Annotated in this window: 21 protein-coding genes; 14 read left to right on the top strand and 7 right to left on the bottom strand. The window is 73.1% G+C overall.

Annotation, left to right across the window (positions count from 1 at the left end):
• Positions 1-14: 14 nt before the first annotated feature.
• Positions 15-1,706 carry an HNH endonuclease gene (locus OH807_RS13905; RefSeq protein WP_406198226.1) on the bottom strand — a complete coding sequence of 564 codons (1,692 nt, stop codon included), beginning with the start codon at positions 1,704-1,706 and terminating at the stop codon, positions 15-17.
• Positions 1,707-1,882: 176 nt separating this feature from the next.
• Here OH807_RS13905 and OH807_RS13900 point away from each other — a divergent pair, with 176 nt between their 5' ends.
• The 7 genes from OH807_RS13900 to OH807_RS13870 all read left to right on the top strand — a co-directional run bounded on the left by OH807_RS13900 (position 1,883) and on the right by OH807_RS13870 (position 11,470).
• On the top strand, positions 1,883-2,590 hold the full coding sequence (locus OH807_RS13900; RefSeq protein ID WP_406198224.1) for a VIT family protein: 708 nt from the start codon (positions 1,883-1,885) through the stop codon (positions 2,588-2,590).
• A 131-nt stretch (positions 2,591-2,721) separates the two neighbouring features.
• A complete protein-coding gene (locus OH807_RS13895) occupies positions 2,722-5,259 on the top strand; it encodes an ATP-dependent Clp protease ATP-binding subunit (protein WP_406210971.1) in 2,538 nt (845 codons plus the stop codon).
• Positions 5,260-5,652: 393 nt separating this feature from the next.
• Positions 5,653-6,858, top strand: coding sequence for a sensor histidine kinase (locus OH807_RS13890; protein WP_406198222.1), 1,206 nt, complete (start codon positions 5,653-5,655; stop codon positions 6,856-6,858).
• Positions 6,855-7,532 (top strand): response regulator, encoded by a 678-nt coding sequence (locus OH807_RS13885; protein ID WP_406198220.1) that lies wholly within the window; start codon positions 6,855-6,857, stop codon positions 7,530-7,532. The genes OH807_RS13890 and OH807_RS13885 overlap by 4 nt, the downstream gene beginning before the upstream one ends.
• Before the next feature lie 301 nt (positions 7,533-7,833).
• Entirely contained in the window at positions 7,834-8,142 is a 309-nt protein-coding gene (locus tag OH807_RS13880; RefSeq protein WP_406198217.1) for an SHOCT domain-containing protein, read from the top strand.
• A complete protein-coding gene (locus OH807_RS13875) occupies positions 8,139-8,894 on the top strand; it encodes an ABC transporter ATP-binding protein (protein ID WP_406198215.1) in 756 nt (251 codons plus the stop codon). The genes OH807_RS13880 and OH807_RS13875 overlap by 4 nt, the downstream gene beginning before the upstream one ends.
• Positions 8,891-11,470 carry an ABC transporter permease gene (locus tag OH807_RS13870; protein WP_406198213.1) on the top strand — a complete coding sequence of 860 codons (2,580 nt, stop codon included), beginning with the start codon at positions 8,891-8,893 and terminating at the stop codon, positions 11,468-11,470. Before OH807_RS13875 ends, OH807_RS13870 begins: the two co-directional genes overlap by 4 nt.
• A gap of 111 nt (positions 11,471-11,581) precedes the next feature.
• Here OH807_RS13870 and OH807_RS13865 read toward each other — a convergent pair whose 3' ends face one another.
• The 3 genes from OH807_RS13865 to OH807_RS13855 all read right to left on the bottom strand — a co-directional run bounded on the left by OH807_RS13865 (position 11,582) and on the right by OH807_RS13855 (position 13,329).
• A complete protein-coding gene (locus tag OH807_RS13865; RefSeq protein ID WP_406198211.1) occupies positions 11,582-12,394 on the bottom strand; it encodes a metallophosphoesterase family protein in 813 nt (270 codons plus the stop codon).
• A gap of 385 nt (positions 12,395-12,779) precedes the next feature.
• Positions 12,780-13,124: a hypothetical protein gene (locus OH807_RS13860; protein ID WP_406198209.1), complete on the bottom strand. Its 345-nt coding sequence runs from the start codon at positions 13,122-13,124 to the stop codon at positions 12,780-12,782.
• Between the two features lie 49 nt (positions 13,125-13,173).
• Positions 13,174-13,329 (bottom strand): hypothetical protein, encoded by a 156-nt coding sequence (locus OH807_RS13855; RefSeq protein WP_406198207.1) that lies wholly within the window; start codon positions 13,327-13,329, stop codon positions 13,174-13,176.
• 51 nt (positions 13,330-13,380) lie between these two features.
• Here OH807_RS13855 and OH807_RS13850 point away from each other — a divergent pair, with 51 nt between their 5' ends.
• From OH807_RS13850 to OH807_RS13825, 6 genes are all read left to right on the top strand, one after another.
• Positions 13,381-14,244 carry a TetR family transcriptional regulator gene (locus OH807_RS13850; protein WP_406198205.1) on the top strand — a complete coding sequence of 288 codons (864 nt, stop codon included), beginning with the start codon at positions 13,381-13,383 and terminating at the stop codon, positions 14,242-14,244.
• A gap of 106 nt (positions 14,245-14,350) precedes the next feature.
• On the top strand, positions 14,351-15,268 hold the full coding sequence (locus OH807_RS13845; protein WP_406198203.1) for a serine protease: 918 nt from the start codon (positions 14,351-14,353) through the stop codon (positions 15,266-15,268).
• A gap of 139 nt (positions 15,269-15,407) precedes the next feature.
• The gene (locus OH807_RS13840) at positions 15,408-16,895 is read left to right on the top strand and encodes a S28 family serine protease (RefSeq protein WP_406198200.1); all 1,488 of its coding nucleotides are present in this window, start codon (positions 15,408-15,410) and stop codon (positions 16,893-16,895) included.
• A gap of 258 nt (positions 16,896-17,153) precedes the next feature.
• A complete protein-coding gene (locus OH807_RS13835) occupies positions 17,154-17,783 on the top strand; it encodes a TetR/AcrR family transcriptional regulator (RefSeq protein WP_406198198.1) in 630 nt (209 codons plus the stop codon).
• Positions 17,767-19,401, top strand: coding sequence for an acyl-CoA dehydrogenase family protein (locus OH807_RS13830; RefSeq protein ID WP_406198196.1), 1,635 nt, complete (start codon positions 17,767-17,769; stop codon positions 19,399-19,401). Before OH807_RS13835 ends, OH807_RS13830 begins: the two co-directional genes overlap by 17 nt.
• Before the next feature lie 86 nt (positions 19,402-19,487).
• Positions 19,488-20,444, top strand: a complete 957-nt coding sequence (locus OH807_RS13825; protein ID WP_406210969.1) for an amidohydrolase family protein — start codon at positions 19,488-19,490, stop codon at positions 20,442-20,444.
• Between the two features lie 3 nt (positions 20,445-20,447).
• Here OH807_RS13825 and OH807_RS13820 read toward each other — a convergent pair whose 3' ends face one another.
• Positions 20,448-21,317, bottom strand: coding sequence for an inositol monophosphatase family protein (locus OH807_RS13820; protein ID WP_406198194.1), 870 nt, complete (start codon positions 21,315-21,317; stop codon positions 20,448-20,450).
• 122 nt (positions 21,318-21,439) lie between these two features.
• Between OH807_RS13820 and OH807_RS13815 the strand changes: the two genes are divergently transcribed.
• Positions 21,440-22,498, top strand: a complete 1,059-nt coding sequence (locus OH807_RS13815; protein WP_406198191.1) for an Lrp/AsnC family transcriptional regulator — start codon at positions 21,440-21,442, stop codon at positions 22,496-22,498.
• A 93-nt stretch (positions 22,499-22,591) separates the two neighbouring features.
• Here the strand turns inward: OH807_RS13815 and OH807_RS13810 are convergent, their stop codons facing one another.
• Entirely contained in the window at positions 22,592-23,080 is a 489-nt protein-coding gene (locus OH807_RS13810) for a DUF2269 family protein (protein ID WP_406198189.1), read from the bottom strand.
• Between the two features lie 191 nt (positions 23,081-23,271).
• A complete protein-coding gene (locus OH807_RS13805) occupies positions 23,272-23,997 on the bottom strand; it encodes a 4'-phosphopantetheinyl transferase family protein (protein WP_406198186.1) in 726 nt (241 codons plus the stop codon).
• Positions 23,998-24,187: the final 190 nt, after the last annotated feature.

Below are 24,187 nucleotides of genomic sequence, written 5' to 3'. Positions count from 1 at the left end.
GTTGGTGATCGGCGTTAATCCGAGTTGCTGTCGAATGCCGAACTATGGAGAAGCTGGGCAATTTTCTTGAGCTCCCGGCGCAGCTTCTCTCGATTCACCCCGTATGTCTTGAGTGCATGGCAGTTCGGGCATAGGGCAATCATATTCGACGGTATGTCGGGGCCGCCCTTGGCGAGATCTTGGATGTGATCGACCTGAAGGATGGGCGCACCCGCGGTGGTGAGCTCCGTGGGATGCCCGGCGCAGCGAGGGTTCTCGCAGCGACCGTTACTCCTGCGGATGACAGCAGCTCGCGCAGTCGAGCTCCGAACATAGCGCTCGACTTCAGATTGGCGCTTTGCCTCCTTGCGCTGGGCTGCGCCTTCTTCCGCGGCTTTGGCCAGGCGACGGTATGCCTCTTCGTCAGTTTCTTTAGAGTGCCGTGCGGTGGGGTCGACGTCTCCGGGCTGGTACTCCGTCGTCTCGTCGTAGAGTTCTCCGGTGTCGGTCTCCAGCGCATTCGTAACGTCATGCGGCCAGGTTTGGCGTAGTGGCGAGGGGACGGGAGCAAGGATCCATATGAATTCCCGCCGCCATTGCTTGTCCGCTCCTTGGCCCCATCGAAGCCTACGTTGGACGACGACGGCCCACGTTTCGAAGGTGAAGTCTCCGTCGAGAGGCTTGTGCCAGTAGCGGAGCGGCCGCTGAGCCGCCTGGTGATCGGCCAGCGCCTTGTTGCCGTCGACAAGTCGCTGATCACCCTTCAGGCCGTCCCCGACGTAGGCGATCCAGTCCGATCCGGGGAGCTGCCCGTCGGCGTACGGGCCGTTGTCCTTCGAGAACGTGCTGAGAATTCCATCGCCGAGGCTGCCGATCCCCGCCATCTTCTCTCCACCGTAGGAGTGCCAGATGTTGTCGCGCTTCTCGAACTTCTCCCCGATGAGCGGCCGGAGGGAATCGGCCCAGCGACTGGTGAGGAGGTCCCGGAGGTCAAGGGCCTCCAGGAAGTCGGCCGGCAGGGGGTAGAAGAAACGCAGGATGAGGCCGGCTGCAGCCTCGGCCGCTACCTCGGGCTGAGTCTGGATGAGCTGGTAGTCGGCCTCCGGGAACCCGGCTTTGGGGTTGAGCCGGTTCAGCGTTTCGAGCGTGGGTTTCCGTGGCTTGGACGTTGCCGCCGCGGCGTCACTGGATTCGGTCGACTCGATCTGCCAGAGATCGTCACCTACGAGGGCCGTGAACGGATAGTGCGCAGCTTGGGTGCCGTTTCGAACGTCGCCGTACTTCTCCAGGAGCGGGGCGAGCGCCGCGCGCGTCTCCGCCCAGGAACGCTCACGGGGTGCTCCCGCGACTGCCTGACCGATGGCCCACAGCACCAGGAGGGGGCGGTGCGGAGCCGGGCCGGTCTTGCGCATGGCCGGCCGCAAGCTACCGACGCGCCTGACGAACGTTCGGGGCGGTTTGGCTGCTGCGAATCCTTCCCGCTCCAGCCATGCCACTGCTCCTGCTGGCCCGCCACTGAACTGTCCTTGCTTGAGTGCCTCTCCCTGGTCGAAGAGGTGGGCCACCCCTGCGATGGCCTTTGCGTCGTAGTGCTGGCCTTCGTGAACGAGCAGATGTGCCGATACCGCCCGGAAGCCGTAGGTCAGGCGGAAGAGTTCCTCCCCGAGGCGCTCGTGCTCTGCGATCGCTTGCAGGATGCCTGAGCGCGTGATGCCACCGATCTCCATGGAGGAACGGTAGAGCACCTGTCCGACACAGCAGGTTGAGGGCGCTGACTCGGTGCTGAGCTGAGGGGGACGTGTCGCCGGCGTGCCGTGGCGCTTCAACGGGGCTTGGCGGGTGGCGGTCGGTGACGGGCCGGGTGAGGATCGGAAAGGAGGTGGCGTCTGAGGGCGGGGTGTGGATGGACGAGCAGGACAGCGGTAGTAGTCGGGCGGAGATGTCGGCGCGGCTGAATTGGTTGCGGGCGGCGGTGTTGGGGGCGAATGACGGGGTGGTGTCGACGGCGGGGATCGTGACCGGGGTGGCCGGTGCGGCCGGGTCGCGGACGGCGTTGGTGGCGGCCGGGGTGGCGGGGCTGTTGGCGGGGGCGATGTCGATGGCAGCCGGCGAGTACGTCTCGGTGAGCACCCAGCGGGACACCGAGCGGGCCGCGTTGGCCGAGGAGCGGCGTGAGCTCGCGGAGGATCCGGCGGGGGAGTTGGACGAGTTGACCGACTTCTTCCGTGGCAGCGGGTTGGAGGACGGTCTGGCCCGGGAGGTGGCGGTGGCGCTCACCGAGCGGGATGCGCTGGCGGCGCACGCGCACACCGAGTTGGGGATCGATCCGAAGGCGCTCACCGATCCGTGGCAGGCAGCGGTTGCCAGCGCGGCCGCGTTCACGCTGGGTGCGCTGGTGCCGTTGCTTGCGGTGCTGCTGCCGCCGGAGTCCTGGCGGCCGGCGGTGACGGTGCTCGCGGTGCTGGCGGCGCTCGCCGTTTCGGGCTGGACGAGTGCCCGGTTGGGTGGCGCCGGGCCGGGGCGGGCGGTGTTACGCAACGTGGCGGGCGGGATGCTCGCGATGGCCGTCACCTACAGCGGCGGTGTGCTGCTCGACCGTTTCACGGGGTGAGGGTGGGGTGAGGCGGACGGGAAGGGGACGGAAGGGGACGGGAGGGGGCGGGTCGTCCCGGGAGGCGAGGTCACCCGGCCTGTGTTTGTGTGGGCCCGAAACCCGCTTGGGAGAGGTGAATCACCGTGACGATGCCCCCGTTCGGATCGAACGATCCGTTCTCCGATCTGCTCAGCCGGTTCTTCGGCATGAGCCCGTTGGCATCCCCTCCTGCGGTGCAGCGGGTGCCGATCGGTCGGTTGCTGAGCGAGTCCTCGCAGGAGCTGCTGGCGCTGGCCGCGCAGCGTGCCGCGGAGGACGGGAGCAGCGATCTCGACACGGCGCACCTGCTCTGGGCCGCCACCCGGGTGGACCCTTCGCGCCGGATGTTGGAGCGGGCCGGGGTCGACCCGGACCGGGTGGCCGACGACGTGGCCAAGGAGCTGCCGGCCGGGGACGGCGGGGGTGGCGAGGGCGTGCCGGAGGGCCGGCCCGCGCTGACCCCGTCGGCGAAGCGGGCCCTGCTCGCTGCGCACGCGCGGTCGCAGGCGGCCGGCGCCTCGTACATCGGGCCGGAGCACATCCTCGGCGCGCTGCTGGAGGAGCAGCGTTCGGGTGCGGGGACGGCGCTGCGCAGTGCGGCGCCCTCGCCGGAGGCGCTGCGCACGGTGCTCGACGGCCGCGGTGCGGGCGGTGAGCGCAGCAGCACCGGGGCGCACCCGAGCGGGACGCCCACGCTCGACGAGTACGGGCAGGACCTCACCGAGCAGGCGAGGGCGGGCCGGCTGGACCCGGTCGTCGGGCGGGCCGAGGAGATCGAGCAGACCGTTGAGATCCTCTCCCGGCGGACGAAGAACAACCCGGTGCTGATCGGCGAGCCGGGTGTCGGCAAGACGGCGATCGTGGAAGGCCTGGCGCAGCGGATCGTCTCCGGTGACGTGCCGCAGAGCCTGCGGGACAAGCGCGTGGTGACCCTCGACCTCACCGGGCTGGTGGCGGGCTCCAAGTACCGGGGCGAGTTCGAGGAGCGGCTGAAGAGCGTGATCGACGAGGTCACGGCGGCCGAGAAGAGCGTGATCCTGTTCCTGGACGAGTTGCACACCGTGGTCGGTGCGGGCGGTGGCGGCGAGGGTTCGATGGACGCCGGCAACATCCTCAAGCCGGCGCTGGCCCGGGGTGAGCTGAGCGTGGTCGGCGCGACCACATTGGACGAGTACCGCAAGCACATCGAGAAGGACGCCGCGTTGGAGCGGCGCTTCCAGCCGGTGCTGGTGCCGGAGCCGAGCGTCGAGGAGACGGTCGAGATCCTGCACGGGCTGCGTGACGCCTACGAGGCGCACCACCAGGTGCGGTTCACCGACGAGGCGTTGGACGCCGCGGCGTCGCTCTCCGACCGGTACGTCAGCGACCGCTTCCTGCCCGACAAGGCGATCGACCTGCTGGACCAGGCCGGCGCGCGGGTGCGGCTGCGCAGTCTGAGCGGCTCCACCGAGGCGATGCCGGTGCAGGACCGGATCACCAAGCTGCGGCGGGAGCTGGAGGAGGCGGTCGCGGACGAGGAGTTCGTGCGGGCGGCCAATCTCAAGACCGAGTTGCGGCACACCGTGGACGAGTTGGCGGCGCTCGCCGAATCCCGCGAGGAGGTCGTCGAGGTCACCGCGAACGACATCGCCCAGGTGCTGTCGGGGCGGACCGGCATTCCGGTCGCCGAGTTGAACGCGACCGAGCGCGAGCGGCTGCTCAAGCTGGAGGAGCACCTGCACGAGAAGGTGATCGGGCAGGACCAGGCGGTCACGGCCGTCGCCCAGGCGGTGCGGCGCGGCCGGGCCGGGATGGGCGACCCGGAGCGGCCGACCGGCTCCTTCCTCTTCCTAGGGCCGACCGGCGTCGGCAAGACCGAGCTGGCCAAGGCGCTGGCGGCGCTGCTGTTCGGCGATCCGGACCGGATGATCCGCTTCGACATGAGCGAGTTCCAGGAGAAGCACACCGTCTCCCGGCTGGTGGGTTCGCCGCCGGGGTACGTCGGCTACGACGAGGCCGGGCAGCTCACCGAGGCGGTCCGCCGCAAGCCGTACAGCGTGCTGCTCTTCGACGAGGTGGAGAAGGCGCACCCGGACGTCTTCAACCTGCTGCTCCAGGTGTTGGACGACGGACGGTTGACCGACTCCCAGGGGCGTACGGTCGACTTCCGCAACACGGTGGTCATCATGACCAGCAACATCGGCTCGCAGCGGATCCTCGACCATGCGGGTGAGGTGGACGAGATCCGGGAGGACCTGATGCGGGACCTGCGGACGCAGTTCCGGCCGGAGTTCCTCAACCGGATCGACGAGGTGATCGTCTTCCACGCGCTGACCCGGAAGGACCTGCTCAAGGTGGTCGACCTGATGCTGGACCGCAGCCGGCGCCGGCTGAAGGCGCAGGAGGTCCGGCTGGAGGTCACCGACGGTGCCAAGGAGTGGCTGGTGAACCGGGGCTACCAGCCGGAGTTCGGGGCGCGGCCGCTGCGCCGGACCATCCAGTCGGAGCTGGACAACCGGATCTCCAACCTGCTGCTGGACGGCAGCGTGCAGGCGGGGGACACGCTGATCGCCGAGGTGAGCGACGGGGAACTGGTGGTGGCCCTGGCCCGGCCGGAGCCCTCGGCGACCTTCGAGGAGGCCGAGGCGAAGGCGATGGCGGAGGACTGAGGGCGGAGGGCCGGGCGGAGGAGCGGGCCGAGCGGCTGAGCGGGCCGAGCAGGCCGAGGGGGCGGCGGTGCCGTCCGGGGGAGCAGGGTGGCAGGGGTGGTCGGGGGAGATCCGCAGGACCGGCGGGGGAGCGACGGAGCCGGGCGTACTCCCGCGGGAGTACGCCCGGACGCAACCCTCGGGTGACGCGGCGGGGCGGGCGCGGGGTCTAGCCTTCCGGGCATGACGCCGCGTACACCCCAGTCACCGTCGTCGGGCTCCGGGCCGCCGTCGGCGGATTCCGCTCCGCCCGCGGGGGAGCATCCCTCGACGGGCGGGTCCGGTGTGCCCCCGGCCGAGCATGCGGAGCCGTGGCGGCCGCCGTGGGTACGGGCCGCCAAGGCGGGCTGGCCGGTGGCCGCGGCCGCGGTGGTCGCCGCGGTGCAGGTGGCGGGATCCACCGCGGCCGGGCGGCACCAGAGCGGGCGGGTCCCGCTGGACGCCTTCGGGTACCTCCTGCTGTTGCTCGGGCCGGCGCTGCTGGTGTTGCGCCGCCGGTGGCCGGTGGCGGTGGTGGCGGGCACCTCGCTGGTCACGGCGGTGTACCTGGTCGCCGGGTACCCGTACGGGCCGGTCTTCCTGAGCTGGGCGGTCGCCTGCTGCGTCGCGGTGGGCGCCGGGCACCGCAGGGCCGCCTGGGCCGGGCTCGGCGGGGTCTACCTCGTCCACGCGCTGCTCACCTTCGTGGTGCCGGCCGATTGGCAGCGCGCGGCGCGGCCGTCCGTCACGTGGTGGCAGGAGCTGGGGCTGATCGCCTGGCTGCTGCTGGTGGGATCGGTGGCGGAGATCGTGAGGTTCCGGCGGGAGCAGATGGCCGCCCACCGGGAGTACCGGCAGCAACTGGAACAACGCCGGGCCGACGACGAACGGCTGCGGATGGCAAGGGAGTTGCACGACATCCTGGCGCACAGCCTGTCGTTGATCAACATTCAGGCCGGGGTCGCGCTCGCGCTGATCGACAAGAGGCCGGAGCAGGCCCGGACGGCGCTGACCACGATCAGGGCGACCAGCAAGGAGGCGCTCGGCGAGGTCCGCCAGGTGCTCGGGACGCTGCGGGGGCCCGGGGAGGCGCCCCGCGGTCCGGCGCCCGGGCTGGACCGGCTGGACGAGCTGACCGAGCAGGCCGACAATGTCGGGCTGGCGGTCGAGGTGTACGAGGAGGGTGGCCGGCGCGCGCTCCCCGCCGGGCTCGACCTGACGGCCTTCCGGATCGTCCAGGAGTCGCTGACCAACGTGATCCGTCACTCCATCGCCCGGCAGGCGGCGGTCGTCCTGGACTGGAGGGATCCCGAGTCGCTGGTCGTCCGGATCGACGACCCGGGCCCGGCCGCTCCCGGTGACGCGGGCGGGACGGGCAGCGGGCTGGCCGGGATGCGCGAGCGGGCCGCGGCGTTCGGCGGCACCATCACGGCAGAGCGCTCGCCGGACGGCGGGTTCCGGGTCCGGGCGGTGCTGCCGACGAGTGAGCGCCCGGGCGAGCACCCGGCAGGCGGCCGTCCGACGGGCGGCCGTCCGGCAGGTGGGCGGTCGGGCGCCGCCGGTACGGAGGAGAGCGAGTGATCCGGGTCCTGTTGGCGGACGACCAGCTGCTCGTGCGGGCGGGCTTCCGGGTGCTGCTCGACATGCAGGAGGACCTCACCGTCGTCGGCGAGGCGGACGACGGCGAGGCCGCGCTCCGGCTGGCCCGCGAACTCCTGCCGGACGTCGTCCTGATGGACATCCGGATGCCCCGGATGGACGGCCTGGAGGCGACCAGGCGGATCGCCGCAGACCCGGCGCTCTCGGAGGTGCGGGTGGTCGTGCTCACCACCTTCGAGCTGGACGAGTACGTCTTCGAGGCGCTCCGCTCGGGTGCGGCCGGCTTCCTGGTCAAGGACACCGAGCCGGCCGAGCTGCTGCGCGCCGTCCGGGTCGCGGTCGCGGGTGACGCGCTGCTCTCGCCGGGGGTGACGCGCCGGCTGATCGGCGAGTTCGCCGCCCGCTCCAAGGCGCCGGAGGCGGCCGGCACGGGCCTGACCGACGTCTCGGTGCTGACCGAGCGGGAGCGGGAGGTGCTGGCGCTGGTCGGCATGGGCCTCTCCAACGAGGACATCGCCCGCCGGCTGGTGGTCAGCCCGCTGACCGCGAAGACGCACGTCAGCCGGGCGATGGTGAAGCTCGGTGCCCGGGACCGGGCCCAACTCGTCGTGCTGGCGTACGAATCAGGGCTGGTCCGGCCGGGGTGGCTCGGCTGAGGCGTGCGCCGCCGCCGTCCCCCGCGGGCTGCGCGTCCGTGCGCCACCGGTGTGCCCAGTGCCGCCCGCGTCACCGGGAGCCGCCGGATCGCCCGCCCCGCTCGTGTGCCGCGTGGCACTACTACCGCGCCGTGTGGCACCACTACTCCCCGGGCTGCGCCGGGTGGCCGCCCGTACTCCCGCGGGAGTATCCCGACTGCCGCTCCCCGGAGGACGCGGGAGCAGCGACCCCGGCGGGAGGCTCAAGGCACCTCGGGAACCACCCCGAGACCCGAAGCCCACGCCGAGGAGATGAACCACCATGTACACGTTGCTGGCCGACCACGACGGGCACTGGCCCGGCCCCTGGATCCTGCTGATCCCACTGGCCTGGGCCGCCGTGGTGTTCCTCGTGATCCTCCTCCTGCGTCGGACGGTCTGGCGCCGCGGCTGCTGGGCCGGTGCCGGTGCCGGAGCCGACCATCCGCTGGCCGTGCTGGGCCGGCGCTTCGCCGAGGGGGACATCGATGCGGAGGAGTACCGCGCGAGGCGGGCCGTGCTGACGGAGCCGCACCGCACCCGGGACGACGGCTCGTACGACGGTCGGTTCCGAGGGGGTGCCGCGAAGTGACCACCCTCGACGTCGTCCGCGGTACTGCCGCGCGGGTCGCCGATGCCGTCAAGATCTACGGCATCGGCGGCACCGAGGTCCGGGCGCTCGACCACGTCACGGTCGAGTTCCCGGCCGGCCGGTTCACCGCGATCATGGGCCCGTCAGGCTCGGGCAAGTCCACGCTGATGCACTGCGCGGCGGGGCTGGACACGCTCACCGCGGGCAGTGCCTACATCGGTGACACCGAGCTCGGCCAGCTCGGCGACCGGCGGCTGACCCTGCTGCGCCGCGAGCGGATCGGCTTCGTCTTCCAGGCCTTCAACCTGGTGCCCACCCTCACCGTCCGGGAGAACATCACCCTCCCGCTGGACCTGGCCGGCGCCGCGCCGGACCAGGACTGGCTGGACGCGCTGATCGACGTCGTCGGCCTCGGCGACCGGCTGCACCACCGCCCGAGCGAGCTCTCCGGCGGCCAGCAGCAGCGGGTCGCGGTGGCCCGGGCGCTCGCCGGCCGGCCCCAGGTGGTCTTCGCCGACGAGCCGACCGGGAACCTCGACTCGCGCACCGGCGGCGAGGTGCTCGGGTTGCTGCGCCGTGCGGTGGACGAGATGGGGCAGGCGGTCGTCATGGTCACCCACGACCCGGTGGCCGCCGGGCACGCCGACGAGGCGCTGTTCCTCGCCGACGGCCGGCTGGTCGACCGGATGGCGCAGCCGAGCGCGGGCCGGGTGCTCGACCGGATGAAGGCCTTCGAACGGGGGCGGTCATGAGCTCCTCGACGACCACCGCCCGGCTCAGCCTGCGCTCGCTGCGCGCACACAAGCGACGCCTGGTCGGCACGCTGGTGTCGATCCTCCTCGGCGTCAGTTTCCTGACCGGGACGATGGTGCTCGGCGACACACTGCGGGCCAACTTCGACACCCTGTTCGCCGATGCCAACGCCGGGACGGACGTGGTGGTCCGCAGCGCCGACGTGCTGGACTCGCCGGGCACGCCCGGCGGCGTCCGGGCTCCGGTGGACACCGCGTTGGTCGAGCGGCTGCGGGCCGTCCCGGGGGTGGCGGCGGTCGAGCCGTCCGTCCAGGGCGCGGGCCAGCTGGTCGGCAGCGACGGCAAGCCGATCGGCGGGCAGGGACCGCCCACCCTGGCCGGCAACTGGCTCGCCGACAGCCGGCTCAACCCCTACCGGCTGGCCGAGGGGCGTGCGCCCGCCGCACCGGGCGAAGCCGTGATCAACCGCGGCGCGGCGAAGACCGGCGGGCTGCACCTCGGCTCCACCACCGTGCTGCGCACCCCGGACCCGGTGCCGGTCACCGTCGTCGGGATCGCCACCTTCGGCGACAGCGCCGACGGGATGGGGCCGAGCACCTTCACCGCGCTCACCTTCGCGGAGGCCGGGCGCCATCTGACGCCGAAGGGTGCCGGACAGGCCAGCTCGATCCAGGTCCGGGCGGCGGGCGGGATCTCCCAGCGCGAACTGGCGGCCAGGATCGCCCCGCAGCTGCCGGGCGGGGTGGAGGCGGTCACGGGGGCGGCGGCCACCCAGGAGAGCACCGCGATGGTGTCCGGGCGGTTCCTCACCATGTTCACCACCCTGTTGCTGGTCTTCGCCGGGATCGCGCTGCTGGTCGCGACCTTCACCATCCACAACACCTTCGCCATCGTGGTGGCCCAGCGGACCAGGGAGAACGCCCTGCTGCGGGCGCTCGGCGCGGTGCGCGGGCAGGTACTCGGGGCGACGCTGGCCGAGGCGCTGGCCGTCGGCGCGCTGGCCTCGCTGGGCGGGGTGCTCGGCGGCATCGGGGTGGCGGCGGGGCTCAAGGCGCTGTTCTCGGTACTCGGCTTCTCGCTGCCGACCGGCGGCATGGTGATCAGTACGGCCGCGGTCGCCCTGCCGCTGCTGACCGGCACGGCGGTGGCGGTGGGCTCGGCGCTGCTGCCGGCTGTCCGGGCCGGGCGCACCGCGCCGCTCGCGGCGTTGCGCGAGACCGGGGTGGACCGGGCGGCCGAGGGGCGGTCCGGGGCGGTCCGGGTGGCCCTGGGCGGCCTGCTGGTCGCGGCCGGGGTCCCGGCCGCCGCGGTCGGTGCGACGGACGGGCCGTCCGTGACGCTGACGGTCGTCGGTGCCCTGGGGGCGCTGGCCGGGGTGGTGGTGCTCGGCCCGGTCGCCGCGGCCTTCGCGGTCCGCACCCTGGGGGCGCCGCTGCCCCGGCTGCGCGGGGTCTCCGGCACGCTGGCCCGGCGCAACGCGGCCCGCAACCCGCGTCGGACGGCGGCCACGGCGAGCGCCCTGATGATCGGCGTCGCGGTGGTCACGCTGTTCACGGTCTTCGGCGCTTCGATCAAGGCCACCCTGGATGACACGGTGGACTCCTCCTTCGCCGGCGACCTCGCCGTCACCGCGCCCTCGTTCGGTGCGGGTGGCAGCGGGGTCAGCCCGAAGCTGGCCGACGCCCTGGCCCAACTGCCGGAGGTCCGTCAGACGGTGGGCCTCGGTCGCGGGGTCGCGCGGGTGGACGGCCACGGCCGGACGCTGGACGTCACCGATCCGGCGCGGCTGGCCGGGATCGTCGACCTCGGGCGGGTCGACGGGGCTCTCGACGCCCTCGGCGCCGACGGCCTGGCGGTCTCGCGCAGCGAGGCGGCCCAGCACGGCTGGCGGCTCGGCCAGAGCGTCACCCTCGGCTTCACGGACGGCGCGAACGCCCCGTTCACCGTCCGGGCGCTGTACGAGGGGGGCGGGCTGGCCGGGGACTACCTGATAACCCGCCAGGCCTGGGCGCCGCACCGGGGGCAGGAGGCGGACACCATGGTGGCCGTCGGGCTGCGGAGCGGGGTGGGGCTCGACGCGGGCAGGGCGGCGGTCGAGAAGGCCGCGGCGCCGTTCGGGAACCCACAGGTGCAGGACCGCGACGAGTACGCGGCGAGCGCCGCCGGCGGCGTCGACATGATGCTCTCGGTGGTCTACGCGCTGCTGGCGCTGGCGGTACTGATCGCGCTGCTCGGGATCGCCAACACGCTGACGCTGGCCGTGCACGAGCGGACCAGGGAGCTGGGCCTGTTGCGGGCGGTGGGCCAGACCAGGGCGCAGTTGCGGGGCATGGTGCGCTGGGAGTCGGTGCTGGTGGCCGCGTTCGGGACGGTCGGCGGGCTCGGTCTCGGGGCGTTCCTCGGCTGGGCGCTGGTACGGGCCTCGGACAGCGCGGGGACGGGCGCGTTCGCGATACCGCCGGTGCAGCTCACGGTGGTGCTGGTGGCCGGGTTGCTGGCCGGTGCGGTGGCCGGCCTCCGTCCGGCGGGCCGGGCGGCGCGACTGGACGTGCTCCGGGCGATCGCGACGGACTGAGGAGGACAGGTGTCCGACCGTTCGGCGGCGGGTGCGCCGGGTGCAGCAGGCGTGCCGGGTGCACCCGCCGCACCCGCCGCACCCGCCGCACCTGCTGCACCCGGCGCGGGCTCAGCCCTCCTGCGGGAAGACCTGCCGCAGCAGCGGTTCGGGGAGGCCGCGCTTGCGCCACTCACGGGGGTAGCCGAGCGAGACCTCCTCGAAGCGGACTCCGTCGTAGCTGGTCACCCGGGGGATGTGCAGATGGCCGTAGATCATCGCAGCGGTGTTGAAGCGCCGGTGCCAGTCGGCGGTGAGCTCCGTGCCGCACCACTGGGCGAACTCCGGGTACCAGAGGATCTCGGTGGGGTGGCGCACCAGCGGGTAGTGGTTGACCAGGACCAGCGGCAGGTCCGGGTCGTGGGCCGCGAGCCGCTGCTCGGTGAGCCGGACGCGCTCGCGGCACCAGGAGTCGCGGTCCGGGAACGGGTCCGGGTGGAGCATCCGCTCGTCCGCGCAGACCACACCGCTGGTGTACGCGGCCTCCAGGGACTCCTCCTTGGTGGTCGTCCCCGGTGCACGGAAGGAGTAGTCGTAGAGCAGGAACAGCGGTGCGACGGCGACCGGGCCGCCGGGGCCCTCCCAGACGGGGTACGGGTCCTCGGGGGTCACGACACCGAGACCGCGGCAGAGCTCGACCAGGTGCTGGTAGCGGGCCACCCCGCGCAGCTGCACCGGGTCCTCGGGGTGGGTCCACAACTCGTGGTTGCCGGGGGCCCAGATCACCCGGGCGAAGCGCTCGGCGAGCAGACGCAGCGTCCACTCGATGGAGGTGGTGATCTCGGCGATGTCGCCGGCGACGATCAGCCAGTCGTCGGGGGAGTCGGGTTGCAGCTTCTCCACCAGGTCGCGGTTCTCCTGGTAGGAGACGTGCAGGTCGCTCACGGCGAGCAGACGGCCTGCCCGCCCGGAGCCTCCGGGCGCACCGGCCCGTCCCGACTGCGCGTCACTCTGGTATTCGGTCGTCACTCCAGCCCCCATACGGTCATCCGGCCGATGCCGCCACAGTACGGGGGCGGGCCGGTCCGGCGCCGAAGGTTGACTGGATCAGTCGTTCGAGTGGCTCGGTTCCTGCCCCGGCCCGGACGGTCCGGCCGGCGATCCGGCCGGCGATCCGGCCGGCGATCCGTCCGGAACCGTCCGGACGGTTCCGGACGGTCCCGGTCGGTCCCGGTCGGTCCCGGGGAGTCCCCGACAGGCCACGAGCGAGCTCTCCCCAGGCGGCCCCCAGGCGTCCACTCACGAGCGGACCCGGAAGGGCGGCCGGCGTTCAGTAGCCCAGGTGCCAGAGCACGCCGTGGCCCGCAACGGTGGTGACGGCGAGGATGACCAGCGAGGCGGCGCCGAGCAGCAGGCCGAGGGCGGCGCGTCCGCGGCGGCGGGTGCCCCGGACCAGGGCGAGCGTGCCGAGGGTGATGGCGAGCGGGCCCAGGACGAGGTTGAAGAGGAGTAGGCCCGGCAGGCCGAGCAGGAAGGAGGCGACGGCCAGGTTGTCGGCCTCGGCAGTGGTGTGACGGCGCGTCGTGCTCATGGCGGTGCGGGAAGCGGTGCTCGTGGCAGCGTTCGGGGCGGTGCCCACGGCGGCGCTCGTGACGGTGCTGGAGGCGGTGCTCATGATGACGGCAGGTCCTTCCGGGATCGGGGAGAGGTGAGCAGGCGGTGGGTCAACGCTGCCGCAGGCGGGCGAGGCCCTCGCGGGCGCCGAAGGCGAGCAGCCACGCGCCGATGGCGGCGGAGGCGGTGAGGAAGACCGGGAGCGAGGTGTGCGCGGCGGCGCCGATGAGGACGCCCATGGCGACCAGGGCGGTGAGCAGGATCATGGCGGGTCCCTTCGGTGCTCGTGCCGTGGGCGGCACGATGTCGGCGGATGGATGAAGGCTGACGGCCGGCAGTTGATCGGTGCCGGCATCCGGCATCCGGCATCGGCATTCGACGCCGACGCCGACACCGACATCGACACCGGCGTCCGACGCGGCATCCGACACCGGCCCCCGAAGTCGGCGTCCGCCAGCCGTCGACTTTCAGTTGACAACTGTTCGCTGAATCCTCCGTCACTCTACGCGGGCTGGCGAATTTCGGCAAACAACTGTTTACTGAATGACGTGAGTCACACCGTTGGGGCCAGGCAGGCCCAGAAGCAGCAGAGTCGGCGCGCGTTGCTGGACGCGGGGCTGGGTCTGTTGGCCGATCAGAACCTCGCCAGCCTCGGCGTGCGCGAGGTGACCCGGGCTGCCGGGCTGTCGCCGGCCGCGTTCTACCGGCATTTTCCGGATCTCGCGGCGCTCGGCGTGGCGCTGGTCGAGGAGTCGCTCGCCAGCCTCCATGTCATGGTCCGGTCGGTGCTGGCCGGGGCCGGCGGCCCGGAGGAGCTGATCGACCGGACGGTGGACGTCATCGAGCAGCACGTCCGAGGGCATCACCCGCACGTGCGCTTCCTCGCGCGCGAGCGGCACGGTGGGGTGCGGCAGGTGCGGGAGGCGATCGACGCCGAGCTGGGGCGGTTCGCCGAGGAGGTCGGTACGGCGCTCGCGCTCCAGTCGGTGTCGCAGGGCTGGAGTCGGGAGGATCTGCGGATGCTGGCGGAGCTGTACGTCGACCACATGGTCTCCACGGCCGCCGCGCTCCTGGAGGCGCAGGAGTCGGGGGATCCGGCCCGCGAGCGGCGGATCGCCGGCACGGCGCGGCTCCAGTTGCGGCTGATCAGCCTCGGCCGCCGTCACTGGCAAGGCAGTTGAGACGCCCGGCATCCGAAGCCGGATGACCTCTCTTTGTGGGCAGGACCCTTGACATCTCGTCATGTCCGCGCCAGCTTTGGTGCACCCCCACAACGAGAGGTCTCTCATGAAGAAGCCGCTCATAGGCATGTTCGCCGCGCTCCTGCTCGCCGGGGCGACCGCCCTCGCCGCCGCCCCCACCGCCGCCGCCGCCCCCACGGCCACCGGCACCACCACGGCTGCCGACGCCACCACCGCCACCGCCGCTGCCGCCGGCACCACCGCTGCCGATGCCACCGCCACCGCCGCGGCAGCCGTCAACTTCGCCGGGACGGTGGCGCTCAGCAACTGCTCCGGCTCCCTGGTCCGGATGCCCGGCTCCGCCGCGACGGACCCGGCGCTCGTCCTCTCGAACGGCCACTGCCTGGAGAGCGGGTTCCCCGGCCCCGGCGTGGTCGTCGTCAACCAGGCGTCCAGCCGCAGCTTCTCGCTGCTCAACTCGACCGGTGGAACGGCCGCCACGCTCCGCGCCACCAAGGTGGTCTACGGGACGATGACCGACACCGACGTGTCGATCTACCAGCTGAACACCACCTACGCCTCGATCCAGTCCCGCTACGGGATCGCCCCGCTGACCATCGCGGCGAGCCACCCCGTCCAGGGCACCTCGATCAAGGTCGTCTCCGGGTACTGGAAGAAGATCTACTCCTGCTCGGTCGACGGCTTCGTCTACCGGCTGAAGGAGGGGTCCTGGACCTGGAAGGACTCGGTCCGCTACACCTCCAGCTGCAACACCATCGGCGGCACCTCCGGCTCGCCCGTGGTGGACGTCAACTCCGGCCAGGTCGTCGCCGTGAACAACACCGGCAACGAGGACGGCCAGCGCTGCACCGACAACAACCCGTGCGAGGTCGACCAGAACGGTGTGGTGACCGTCCGCAAGGGCATCAACTACGCCCAGGAGACCTACGGCATCCCCGCCTGCTTCGCCGCCGGGAACCGCCTCGACCTCAGCCTTCCCGGCTGCGCCCTGCCGCGCCCCTGACCAGCACACTTTTTCCCGGTGGGCCACCCGCGACCGGCGGGTGGCCCACTCGGCCGTCTACCGGACGGCCGCCCGACCGGCAGCCGGGCACCGGCTGCCGGAGAGTGTCGAACAGTTCCGTTGACCCGATGGAGAATTGATGTCCACGAAGCTCAGAAGGCTGTTGGTCTCCGTACTGCTGATACCCGTGTTCGGCCTCGGCCTGGCGGCGCCCGCCCTGGCCGCGCCTCCCGCCCCGGACGGAAGGGCCGCCGCCGGGTCCTTTGCCGCCGGGTCCTCCGTCGCCGACAACGCCTCGGCCGACATCAAGGACCGCCTGGCGGCGCTTCCCGGGATGACCGTCACCGAGGAGAAGGCCACCGACGCCGACCACCGCTACTTCCTGCTCACCTACACCCAGCCGATCGACCACTTCCGCCCGTGGCTGGGTACCTTCCAGCAGCGGCTGAGCGTCTTGCACCGGGGCTACGACCGCCCGACCGTCTTCTACACCAACGGCTACACCCTCGGCACCAATCCGTCGCGCACCGAGCCGACCCGGCTGACCGACGGCAACCAGGTGTCCATCGAGTACCGCTACTTCACGCCGTCCCGGCCGGAGCCCGCCGACTGGACCAAGGCCGGCATCGAGCAGGCGGCGAACGACTCGCACCGGATCGTCACCGCACTCAAGCGGATCTACCACGAGTCCTGGCTCTCCACCGGCGCCAGCAAGGGCGGCATGTCGTCGACCTACTTCCGCCGGTTCTTCCCGGACGACGTGGACGGCACCGTCGCCTACGTCGCGCCCAACGACGTCGACAACCGCGAGGACTCCGCCTACACCGACTTCTTCAAGAACGTCGGTACCCCGGAGTGCCGTGCGGCGCTGAACGCCGCCCAGCGCGAGCTGCTCGTCCGGCGTGACCGGCTGGAGGCCCGCTACGTGGCCGACAACGCCGCCGCCGGCTCGACCTTCGCCACCACCGGCAGCGCCGACCGGGCGTACGAGGCCGGCGTGCTGGACGTGATCTGGGCGTTCTGGCAGTACAGCACCGCGGCGGACTGCGCGAGCGTCCCGACGGCCACCTCGACCGACGACCAGCTGTACGCGTGGTTCGACGTCCAGTCCGGCATCACCGGCAACAGCGACCAGTCGCTCGCCAAGTACACCGCGTACTACTACCAGGCCGGCACCGAGCTGGGCTCGCCCAGCTTCGACGTCTCGGCCCTCAAGGGCCTGCTGCACTACGACTACAAGGAGCTGTACTCGCCGCGCACCTACGTGCCGAAGAACATCCCGATGCGCTTCGACCCGGCCGCGATGCGCGACATCGACCGCTGGGTGAAGCACTCGGCCGAGCGGATCATCTTCGTCTACGGGCAGAACGACCCGTGGGGTGCCGAGCCGTTCCGGCTGGGCCGCGGCAGTGAGGACAGCTACGTCTACACCGTGCCCGGTGGCAACCACGGCTCCAACATCGGCAAGCTGCCGGCGGCGGAGTCGGCGGCGGCGACCGCCAAGGTGCTGGAGTGGGCCGGTCTGGCCGACCCGGCGAAGGCGCGCTCGCTCGCCGGGTCGCACACCATCCCGCCGTTCGGTCCGCTGGACGAGGAAGGCCTGAAGCTGGAGCACAACCGCCTGTAGCGGGGAACGGGGAGCGGCAGCGCCCGCGGCGGTGCCGCGCACCCGTCGCGCACCCGCCCCGCAGGGCCACCCGTCGGCAGTACGCCGGCGGGTGGCCCTTTTCTGCATCGCCGCGCCCGCACCCGCCCGCTGCGCCCGCACCCGCCCGCACCCGCCCGCCGCGCCCGCACCCGCCCGCGCCCGCCCGCGCCACCCGCCCCGCCGGGAAAGCGACTCCGCCCCCTCCCCGAAGCAGTGAATCAGTGCTTCAATGCTTCCATGGCCTACCGACGCACGCCCGCCGTCCAAGCCCGCCTGGACGCCCAGCGCGAGGCGGTGCTGCAGTCCGCGGTCGGGCTGCTCGCCGAGCGCGGCTACGGCGGCTGCTCGATGGCCGCCGTAGCGGACCGCGCCGGGATCGCCACCGGCAGCCTCTACCAGCACTTCGCCAACAAGGCCGAGCTGTCGGTCGAGCTCTTCCGCCGGGTGGTCAACCGGGAGGTCGCCGCCGTCCACGAGGCGGTCGCCCGCCAGGAGACCCCGCAGCAGCGGATCGCCGCCGTGGTCGAGACCTTCTCCACCCGTGCCCTGCGCGCGCCGCGGCTCGCCCACGCGCTGCTGGTCGAGCCGGCCGACGCCGTCGTGGACAGCGAACGCCTGGTGTTCCGGCGGGCGTTCCGGGACGTGATCGCCGCCCAGATCGGCGCCGCCGTGGCGGCCGGCGAACTGCCCCGGCAGGACCCGGAACTGACCGCCGCCGCACTGGTCGGCGCGGTCGGCGAGGCGTTGGCCGGCCCGCTCGTGGCGGCGCACACCCCGGCCACCGGGGACACCGTGCCCGAGGTGGTCCCCGCCCTGGTCTCCTTCACCCTGCGTGCCCTGGGAGGACGCGATGACAGCGACGCATGAGGTCACCAACCAGGTGCCCCTGCCGTACGGACACGACACCGCCGCCGACCCGGCCCTGCTCGCCGCCCTGCACCGGGCCGGTGCCGGCTGGGCCGAGCCCGAACTGCACGAACTCGGCCGCCTGGCCGGCTCCGAACAGGCCGCCGAATGGGGCCGGCTGGCCAACGAGAACCCGCCGGTGCTGCGCACCCACGACCGGTTCGGGCACCGGATCGACGAGGTGGAGTTCCACCCCGCCTGGCACGAGCTGATGCGCACCGCGGTCGGCCACGGTCTGCACGCCGCTCCCTGGCGCGACGAGCGGCCCGCCGCCCACACCGCCCGGGCGGCCAAGTTCTTCGTCTGGGGGCAGGTCGAGGCCGGCCACACCTGCCCGGTGTCGATGACGTACGCCGCCGTCCCCGCCCTGCGCGCGACGCCCGCCCTCGCCGCCGAGCTGGAGCCGCTGCTGACCTCCACCGTGTACGACTTCGGGCTGCGCGAGCCGCACGGCAAGCGCGGGCTGATCGCCGGCATGTCGATGACGGAGAAGCAGGGTGGTTCGGACGTCCGCACCAACACCACCACCGCCACCCCGCAGCCGGACGGCACCTACCGGCTGACCGGCCACAAGTGGTTCACCTCGGCGCCGATGTCGGACCTCTTCCTGACGCTGGCCCAGGCGCCGGGCGGACTGAGCTGCTTCGTGCTGCCGCGCGTCCTCCCGGACGGCAGCCGCAACCGGCTGCTGTTCCAGCGGCTCAAGGACAAGCTGGGGAACAAGTCCAACGCGTCCGCCGAGGTCGAGTACGACGGCGCGGTCGGCCTGTTGGTGGGGGAGGAGGGCCGGGGCGTTCCGACCATCATCGAGATGGTCAACATGACCCGCCTCGACTGCACCGTCGGCGCCGCCTCCGGCATGCGCCTCGGCGCCACCCGCGCCGTCCAGCACGCCGTCCACCGCCGCGCGTTCGGCAAGGCGCTGGTGGACCAGCCGCTGATGCGCAACGTGCTGGCCGACCTGGTGGTGGAGTCCGAGGCGGCCACCGCCGTGGCGATGCGGCTCGCCGAGGCCACCGACCGGGCGCTCGCCGGGGACGGGACGGAGGTGCTGGTGCGGCGGTTGGGGCTGGCGGTCGCCAAGTACTGGGTCTGCAAGCGTGGTCCGGCGCACGCCGCGGAGGCGCTGGAGTGCCTGGGCGGCAACGGCTACGTCGAGGAGTCCGGGATGCCCCGGCTCTACCGGGAGGCGCCGCTGGTCTCGATCTGGGAGGGCTCGGGCAACGTCGCCGCCCTCGACGCGCTGCGGGCGATGGCCAAGCGGCCGGAGACCGTCGAGGCGTTCCTCGGCGAGCTGGACGCCGCCGCGGGCGCCGACCGCCGGCTCGACGCCGCCGTGGCCGGTCTCCGCAAGGAGCTCGCCGACCTGAGCGACCTGGAGTTCCGCACCCGCCGGCTGGTCGAGTCGATGGCGCTGGCGTTCCAGGGGTCGCTGCTCGTCCGCCACGGCGACCAGGCGGTGGCGGACGCCTTCTGTGCCTCCCGGCTCGGCGGCGACCACGGCGCGGCGTTCGGCACCCTGCCCGCCGGCACCGACGCCGGGGCGATCATCGACCGTGCCCGCCCGGTGCCCGCGTGAGCGCCGGCGGGCCGGCACCCGTTCCCGGAGCTGCCCCCACCCCCGCCGGGCCGGACGGCCGCGAGCGGGCCGTCGACGCGGCCGAGGTGGCCGAGGCGGCCGAGGTCCGGGCGTTCTGGCAGCGCCTCGGCCTGCCCGGACTGATCGACGTGCACACCCACTTCATGCCGCAGAACGTCCTCGACAAGGTGTGGGCGTACTTCGACGCGGCGGGCCCGCTGGTCGGCCGGCCGTGGCCGATCACCTACCGCCAGAGCGAGGACGAACGCGTCCGCCGGCTGCGGGACTTCGGTGTCCGGGCGTTCACCTCGATGCTCTACCCGCACAAGCCGGGCATGGCCACCTGGCTCAACAGCTGGTCCGCCGGCTTCGCCGCCCGGACGCCGGACTGCCTGCACACCGCGACCTTCTTCCCCGAGCCCGGCGCGCCCGGGTACGTGGCCCGGGCGATCGAGGACGGCGCCCGGGTCTTCAAGGCGCACCTCCAGGTCGGCGGGTACGACCCGGCGGACCAGCTGCTCGACGAGGTCTGGGGGCTGCTCGCGGAGACCGGCACGCCGGTGGTGACGCACTGCGGCTCCGGCCCCGTCCCGGGCAAGCACACCGGCGCCGGTCCGATCGGCGAGGTGCTGGCCCGGCACCCGCGGCTCCGCCTGGTCGTCGCCCATCTCGGCCTGCCCGAGTACACCGACTTCCTCGACCTCGCCGAGCGGTACCCGGAGGTCCGGCTCGACACCACCATCGCGTTCACCGACTTCGTGGAGGGCGACACGCCGTTCCCGCCCGCCGAACTGCCCCGCCTGGCCGGGCTCGGCGAGCGCGTCCTGCTCGGCAGCGACTTCCCCAACATCCCGCACCGGTACGTGCACCAGCTGGTGGCGCTGGAGCGGCTGGGGCTGGGGGACGACTGGCTGCGCGCGGTCTGCCACGACAACGCGGCCCGGCTGTTCGGGCTCCCGCCGGTGGCCGGGCAGCCCGTCCCGAGGTCGTCCGCCGCGCCGCCGGCCGCCGTGTCCGCCCCCGCGCCGGCTGCCACCGGCTGACCGTCAGCCGACCCGGCCCAGGACCTCCAGCACCGGCCCGTGCAGCCCGGGCGCGGCGGCGAGGAAGCTGTCGGAGCCGGCCGTCCAGGCCGCTCCCGCCGCGTCCGAGACCGTCGCGCCCGCCTCGGCCGCGATCAGCGCGCCCGGCAGCAGGTTGCCCGGGTCGGCGCCGTACTCCCAGAACAGCGTCAGGTGACCCGAGCCGACCTGGGCGACCTGCAGCGAGGTCGGGCCCAGGTTGCGCACCGCGAGCACCTCGCCCAGCACCGCCGTGAGCGACTCGCCCGCCCGGCGCAGCGCGAGCTCGTCCCCGGCGGCCCCCGGGGGCTGGCTGGTCCCGGCGACGGCGACGGCGAGTTCGCGCTCCGGCGGCGCGACGGGCCGGCCGTCCAGTTCGGCGCCACCGCCCCGGACGGCCCGGTACGTCCGCCCTCCGAGCTGCGGCGCGTGCACCACGGCCAGCACCGGGGCACCGTCGCGGAGCAGGGTGGCCGTGACGGCCCAGTGCGGCAGGCCGAGCAGGTACTGCACGGCGCCGTCGGTGGCGTCGCAGACCCACCACTCGCCCTCGGCGGGCACCGATTCCGCGAGCTCGTCCGTCACCCAGCCGGCCTGCGGGCGCAGTTCGCCCAGCCGGGCCCGCAGCCGGGCGGCGGCGGGGCCGTCCAGCGCTGCGAAGTGCGCGAACGCCTCCGCCCGCGTCCGGGCGGCGATGGGCTCGGCGGGCTGCCCCGCTGCCAACCGCGCGCCGACCTCCCGTACCGCGGCCTCGACCCCGGTCAGCAGCTCCCTGAGCCCGTCCACCGTGCCCGCGTCCGCCTCCCCACCCGTGCCCGCACCCGTGTCCGTGCCCGCATCCGCTCGCCTGTCCATCGCCGTTCTCCCGATCCGTTCCGTTCCGGCGGCCGGTGATCCCGTCCGCTGCGGACAAGGAGTACCGTCCGTACTGCCGAACGCGCCTCTGCGGGGGCGGGAAGTGACGGAGATCGGACCTCATGGACCTCGAAGCTGCTGATCCGGACAGCGTGCTGGACGTGCTCGACCGCCGGCTGGTCTGCGCGTTGCAGGTGGACGGTCGGGCCGAGACCGGCCGGATCGCCGAGGTGCTCGGCGTCTCCGCCCGGACGGTCACCCGCCGGCTGGCCCGGATGCAGCAGACCGGACTGCTGCGCGTGGTCCGGATGCCCGATGTCGAGGACGCCGCGGTGGGCGCGCTGCTGCTGCGCGTCCGGGTGCTGCGCGGCAAGGTCGACACCATCGCGCAGGCCCTGGCCGACCGGCCGGACGTGCCGTTCGTCGACGTGATGCTCGGCGGTCAGGAGGTCGGCGCGGTGATGCTCGGCGACGCCGGCTCCCGGGACCGCCTGCTCCACGCGCAACTGCCGGCCACGGCCGCCGTCACCGAGACCACCACGCACGCCGTGCTGCACGCCTTCTCCGACGCGGGGCAGTGGCAGGCCGGCTACCTGGACGCGGCCGAGGTGGCCGCCCTCACCCCGCCTCCCGCGCCGCGGGCGGACCAGGGGCGGACGCCGCTCGACGAGCTCGACCGCACCCTGCTGGCCGGCCTCTCCGAGGACGCACGCCGGTCGCACGCGGCCCTCGCGGCGGCCGCGGGCGCGCCCGAGTCGACCGTCCGGCGCAGGCTGCACCGGCTCGCCGAGGCCGGGCTGATCCGCACCCACGCCACCGTCGACCCGCGGTTGCTGGGCATGGCGGTGGACGCCAACCTCTGGCTCGACGTCCCGCCGGGGCGGCTCGCCGAGGTCGGGACGGCACTGGCCCGCCACCCGCAGGTGCACGGCGTCTTCGCCACCAGCGGACCGGCCAACCTGGTGGCCACGGTGTTCTGCCCGGACCACGGCGGCCTCTACCGGTTCCTCACCGGGACGCTGGGCCCGCTCGGCGTCGACCGTGCCGAGACCGCGATCGTCGACCGTGCCGTCAAACGCGCGGGGGTACCGCTCCGCCGGCCGTTCCCACGGCCGGTTCACCGACCGGCTCGGCAGCCCGTTCCGCACCTGCCCCCGCACCGGTCGCGCGCCCGGCCCTGACCGGGAAGGCCCTGGTCGGGAAGGGCAGAGTCGGGAAGGGCGGGGCCGGGGAAGGCCCTGGCCGGGACGGTGCCGCCCGTGGTGCCGGGGGCGTCAGACGCCGGTGGTCGAACCCGGTCGGATGATCATCAGGACCACGACCACGGCCCAGAGCAGATTGAAGACGCCTGCCGTCATCGGGAGCAGCCGCAGGCCCTGGACGGCCTTTCCGTGCTCGGGTGCGTCGGCGTCGAGGTCGAGGTCGAGCGCGTCCACCGCGGCCTGCTGCGCCGGCAGCACGAAGAGCAGCAAGGAGAGCGCCGCGAGCGCGGTGAGCACCATCGAGACGATCAGCCAGGACTGCCCGAGCACGTCCATCACCTGGGCCACGCCGATGCCCATCACCGGGACGGCGACCCCCAGCAGCGCGTAGACCTGGGTGATCCGGTGCAGCAGCCGCAGCGAGCCCGCCTCGGCGGCCCGCTCCGCCCCGCCGGCCAGGGCGGCCTGCGCCCGGCGCGGGAACATGCTGACGGCCACCGCCACCGGGCCGATGAACAGCACCGAGGCGAGGACGTGCAGGCTCAGCAGGAACTTGGCCATGGCGGGAGCACCCCTCGGTCAAACGGGGGCTGCGCGCCGGTGACGTGGCGCGGGCAGCCGGGGCAGCCGGTTTCCGCGCCCCGAACAGGCACGCTAACACCGCTTATCCGGGGCCCGGCCGCGTGGGGTCCGGCCCCGACAGCCCCGAACGCTCCGGTCCCCGACAGTCCCCGACGGCCCTCCGGCCCGGCTCAGCCGGCGGACGGCGTCGTCAGCAGGGCGATCCGGGGCGCCGCGGTGCTGACCGCCGAGACGGCGGCGCCGTGGGCGGGATCGGTCCAGTCGAGCAGGTGGAGGTCCTGGTAACGGCTGTGCAGCGGCCGCCCGGCCGGGACGTCGAGCGGCAGGGCGGACAGGTCGACGGCGGCGAGGCCGTCCAGGCTGGCCCGGCCGAGCTTGATCAGCGACTCCTTGCGCACCCACTGCCGCAGGAACGCCACGCCCGGCTCGGGGTGACTCCGGACCTGTGCCAGCTCGGCCGGGCCGAGCACCCGCCCGGCGACGTCGAGCAGTGAGCCGCTGCGCGCGGTCAGCTCGACGTCGACGCCGATCGGCCGGAGCCCCGCGCCGGCGGCGACCACGCCGTTGGTGTGGGAGAGGCTGACGTGGACGTCCGGGTGGTCCGGCAGGTACGGCCGCCCGTGGTCCGCCTTCCCGCAGTCCGGGCAGTTCTGGGCCAGTGTCAGCGCCGTGACCGGGAGGCCGAGGAGCCGGGCGGCGCAGAGGCGGACCAGGATGTGCGCGGCGGTGAAGTCGTCCCGCGCCGCCTCGTACCGGAACCGGGCGGCGCGCTCGCGCTCCAGTGCGGTGAGCAGGTGCTCGCCGGCCTCGGGGTGCCGCAGGACGTCGGCGCTGGCCGCGACGGCGGCGAGCGGGGCGTGCTGGTCCTGATCGTGCTCCTGGTCCTCGGAAGTCATCCCCCCAACCTAGCGGGGCCGCGGTGGCGGTACGCCGACTGGCCCGTACGGATGATTTTCGGATCATTACTGATGGTCTATAGGGTATGAATAGTCCGATTTGATATCGGATGCTCCGGATCCGCCGGAAATCAGCCGGGATCAATGGAACGGTGGCGGGCCGTGCGGCCCGCCTTCTTCTCTGTGCGGA

It is taken from the genome of Kitasatospora sp. NBC_01560, from assembly GCF_045208415.1.
In the GTDB taxonomy this organism is placed as follows: Bacteria; Actinomycetota; Actinomycetes; order Streptomycetales; family Streptomycetaceae; genus Kitasatospora.
The sequence above is the reverse complement of the archived record's forward strand: the minus strand, read 5'-3'. Positions and strand labels throughout refer to the sequence as shown.

Coding starts and splice junctions, on each gene's coding strand:
- OH807_RS13820 (WP_406198194.1), bottom strand. CDS start 21,317: ATGGACAGGCGAGCGGATGCGGGCACGGACACGGGTGCGGGCACGGGT.
- OH807_RS13905 (WP_406198226.1), bottom strand. CDS start 1,706: ATGGAGATCGGTGGCATCACGCGCTCAGGCATCCTGCAAGCGATCGCA.
- OH807_RS13805 (WP_406198186.1), bottom strand. CDS start 23,997: ATGACTTCCGAGGACCAGGAGCACGATCAGGACCAGCACGCCCCGCTC.
- OH807_RS13815 (WP_406198191.1), top strand. CDS start 21,440: ATGGACCTCGAAGCTGCTGATCCGGACAGCGTGCTGGACGTGCTCGAC.
- OH807_RS13860 (WP_406198209.1), bottom strand. CDS start 13,124: ATGAGCACCGCCTCCAGCACCGTCACGAGCGCCGCCGTGGGCACCGCC.
- OH807_RS13870 (WP_406198213.1), top strand. CDS start 8,891: ATGAGCTCCTCGACGACCACCGCCCGGCTCAGCCTGCGCTCGCTGCGC.
- OH807_RS13845 (WP_406198203.1), top strand. CDS start 14,351: ATGAAGAAGCCGCTCATAGGCATGTTCGCCGCGCTCCTGCTCGCCGGG.
- OH807_RS13855 (WP_406198207.1), bottom strand. CDS start 13,329: ATGATCCTGCTCACCGCCCTGGTCGCCATGGGCGTCCTCATCGGCGCC.
- OH807_RS13840 (WP_406198200.1), top strand. CDS start 15,408: ATGTCCACGAAGCTCAGAAGGCTGTTGGTCTCCGTACTGCTGATACCC.
- OH807_RS13830 (WP_406198196.1), top strand. CDS start 17,767: ATGACAGCGACGCATGAGGTCACCAACCAGGTGCCCCTGCCGTACGGA.
- OH807_RS13810 (WP_406198189.1), bottom strand. CDS start 23,080: ATGGCCAAGTTCCTGCTGAGCCTGCACGTCCTCGCCTCGGTGCTGTTC.
- OH807_RS13895 (WP_406210971.1), top strand. CDS start 2,722: ATGCCCCCGTTCGGATCGAACGATCCGTTCTCCGATCTGCTCAGCCGG.
- OH807_RS13850 (WP_406198205.1), top strand. CDS start 13,381: ATGAAGGCTGACGGCCGGCAGTTGATCGGTGCCGGCATCCGGCATCCG.
- OH807_RS13835 (WP_406198198.1), top strand. CDS start 17,154: ATGGCCTACCGACGCACGCCCGCCGTCCAAGCCCGCCTGGACGCCCAG.
- OH807_RS13900 (WP_406198224.1), top strand. CDS start 1,883: ATGGACGAGCAGGACAGCGGTAGTAGTCGGGCGGAGATGTCGGCGCGG.
- OH807_RS13880 (WP_406198217.1), top strand. CDS start 7,834: ATGTACACGTTGCTGGCCGACCACGACGGGCACTGGCCCGGCCCCTGG.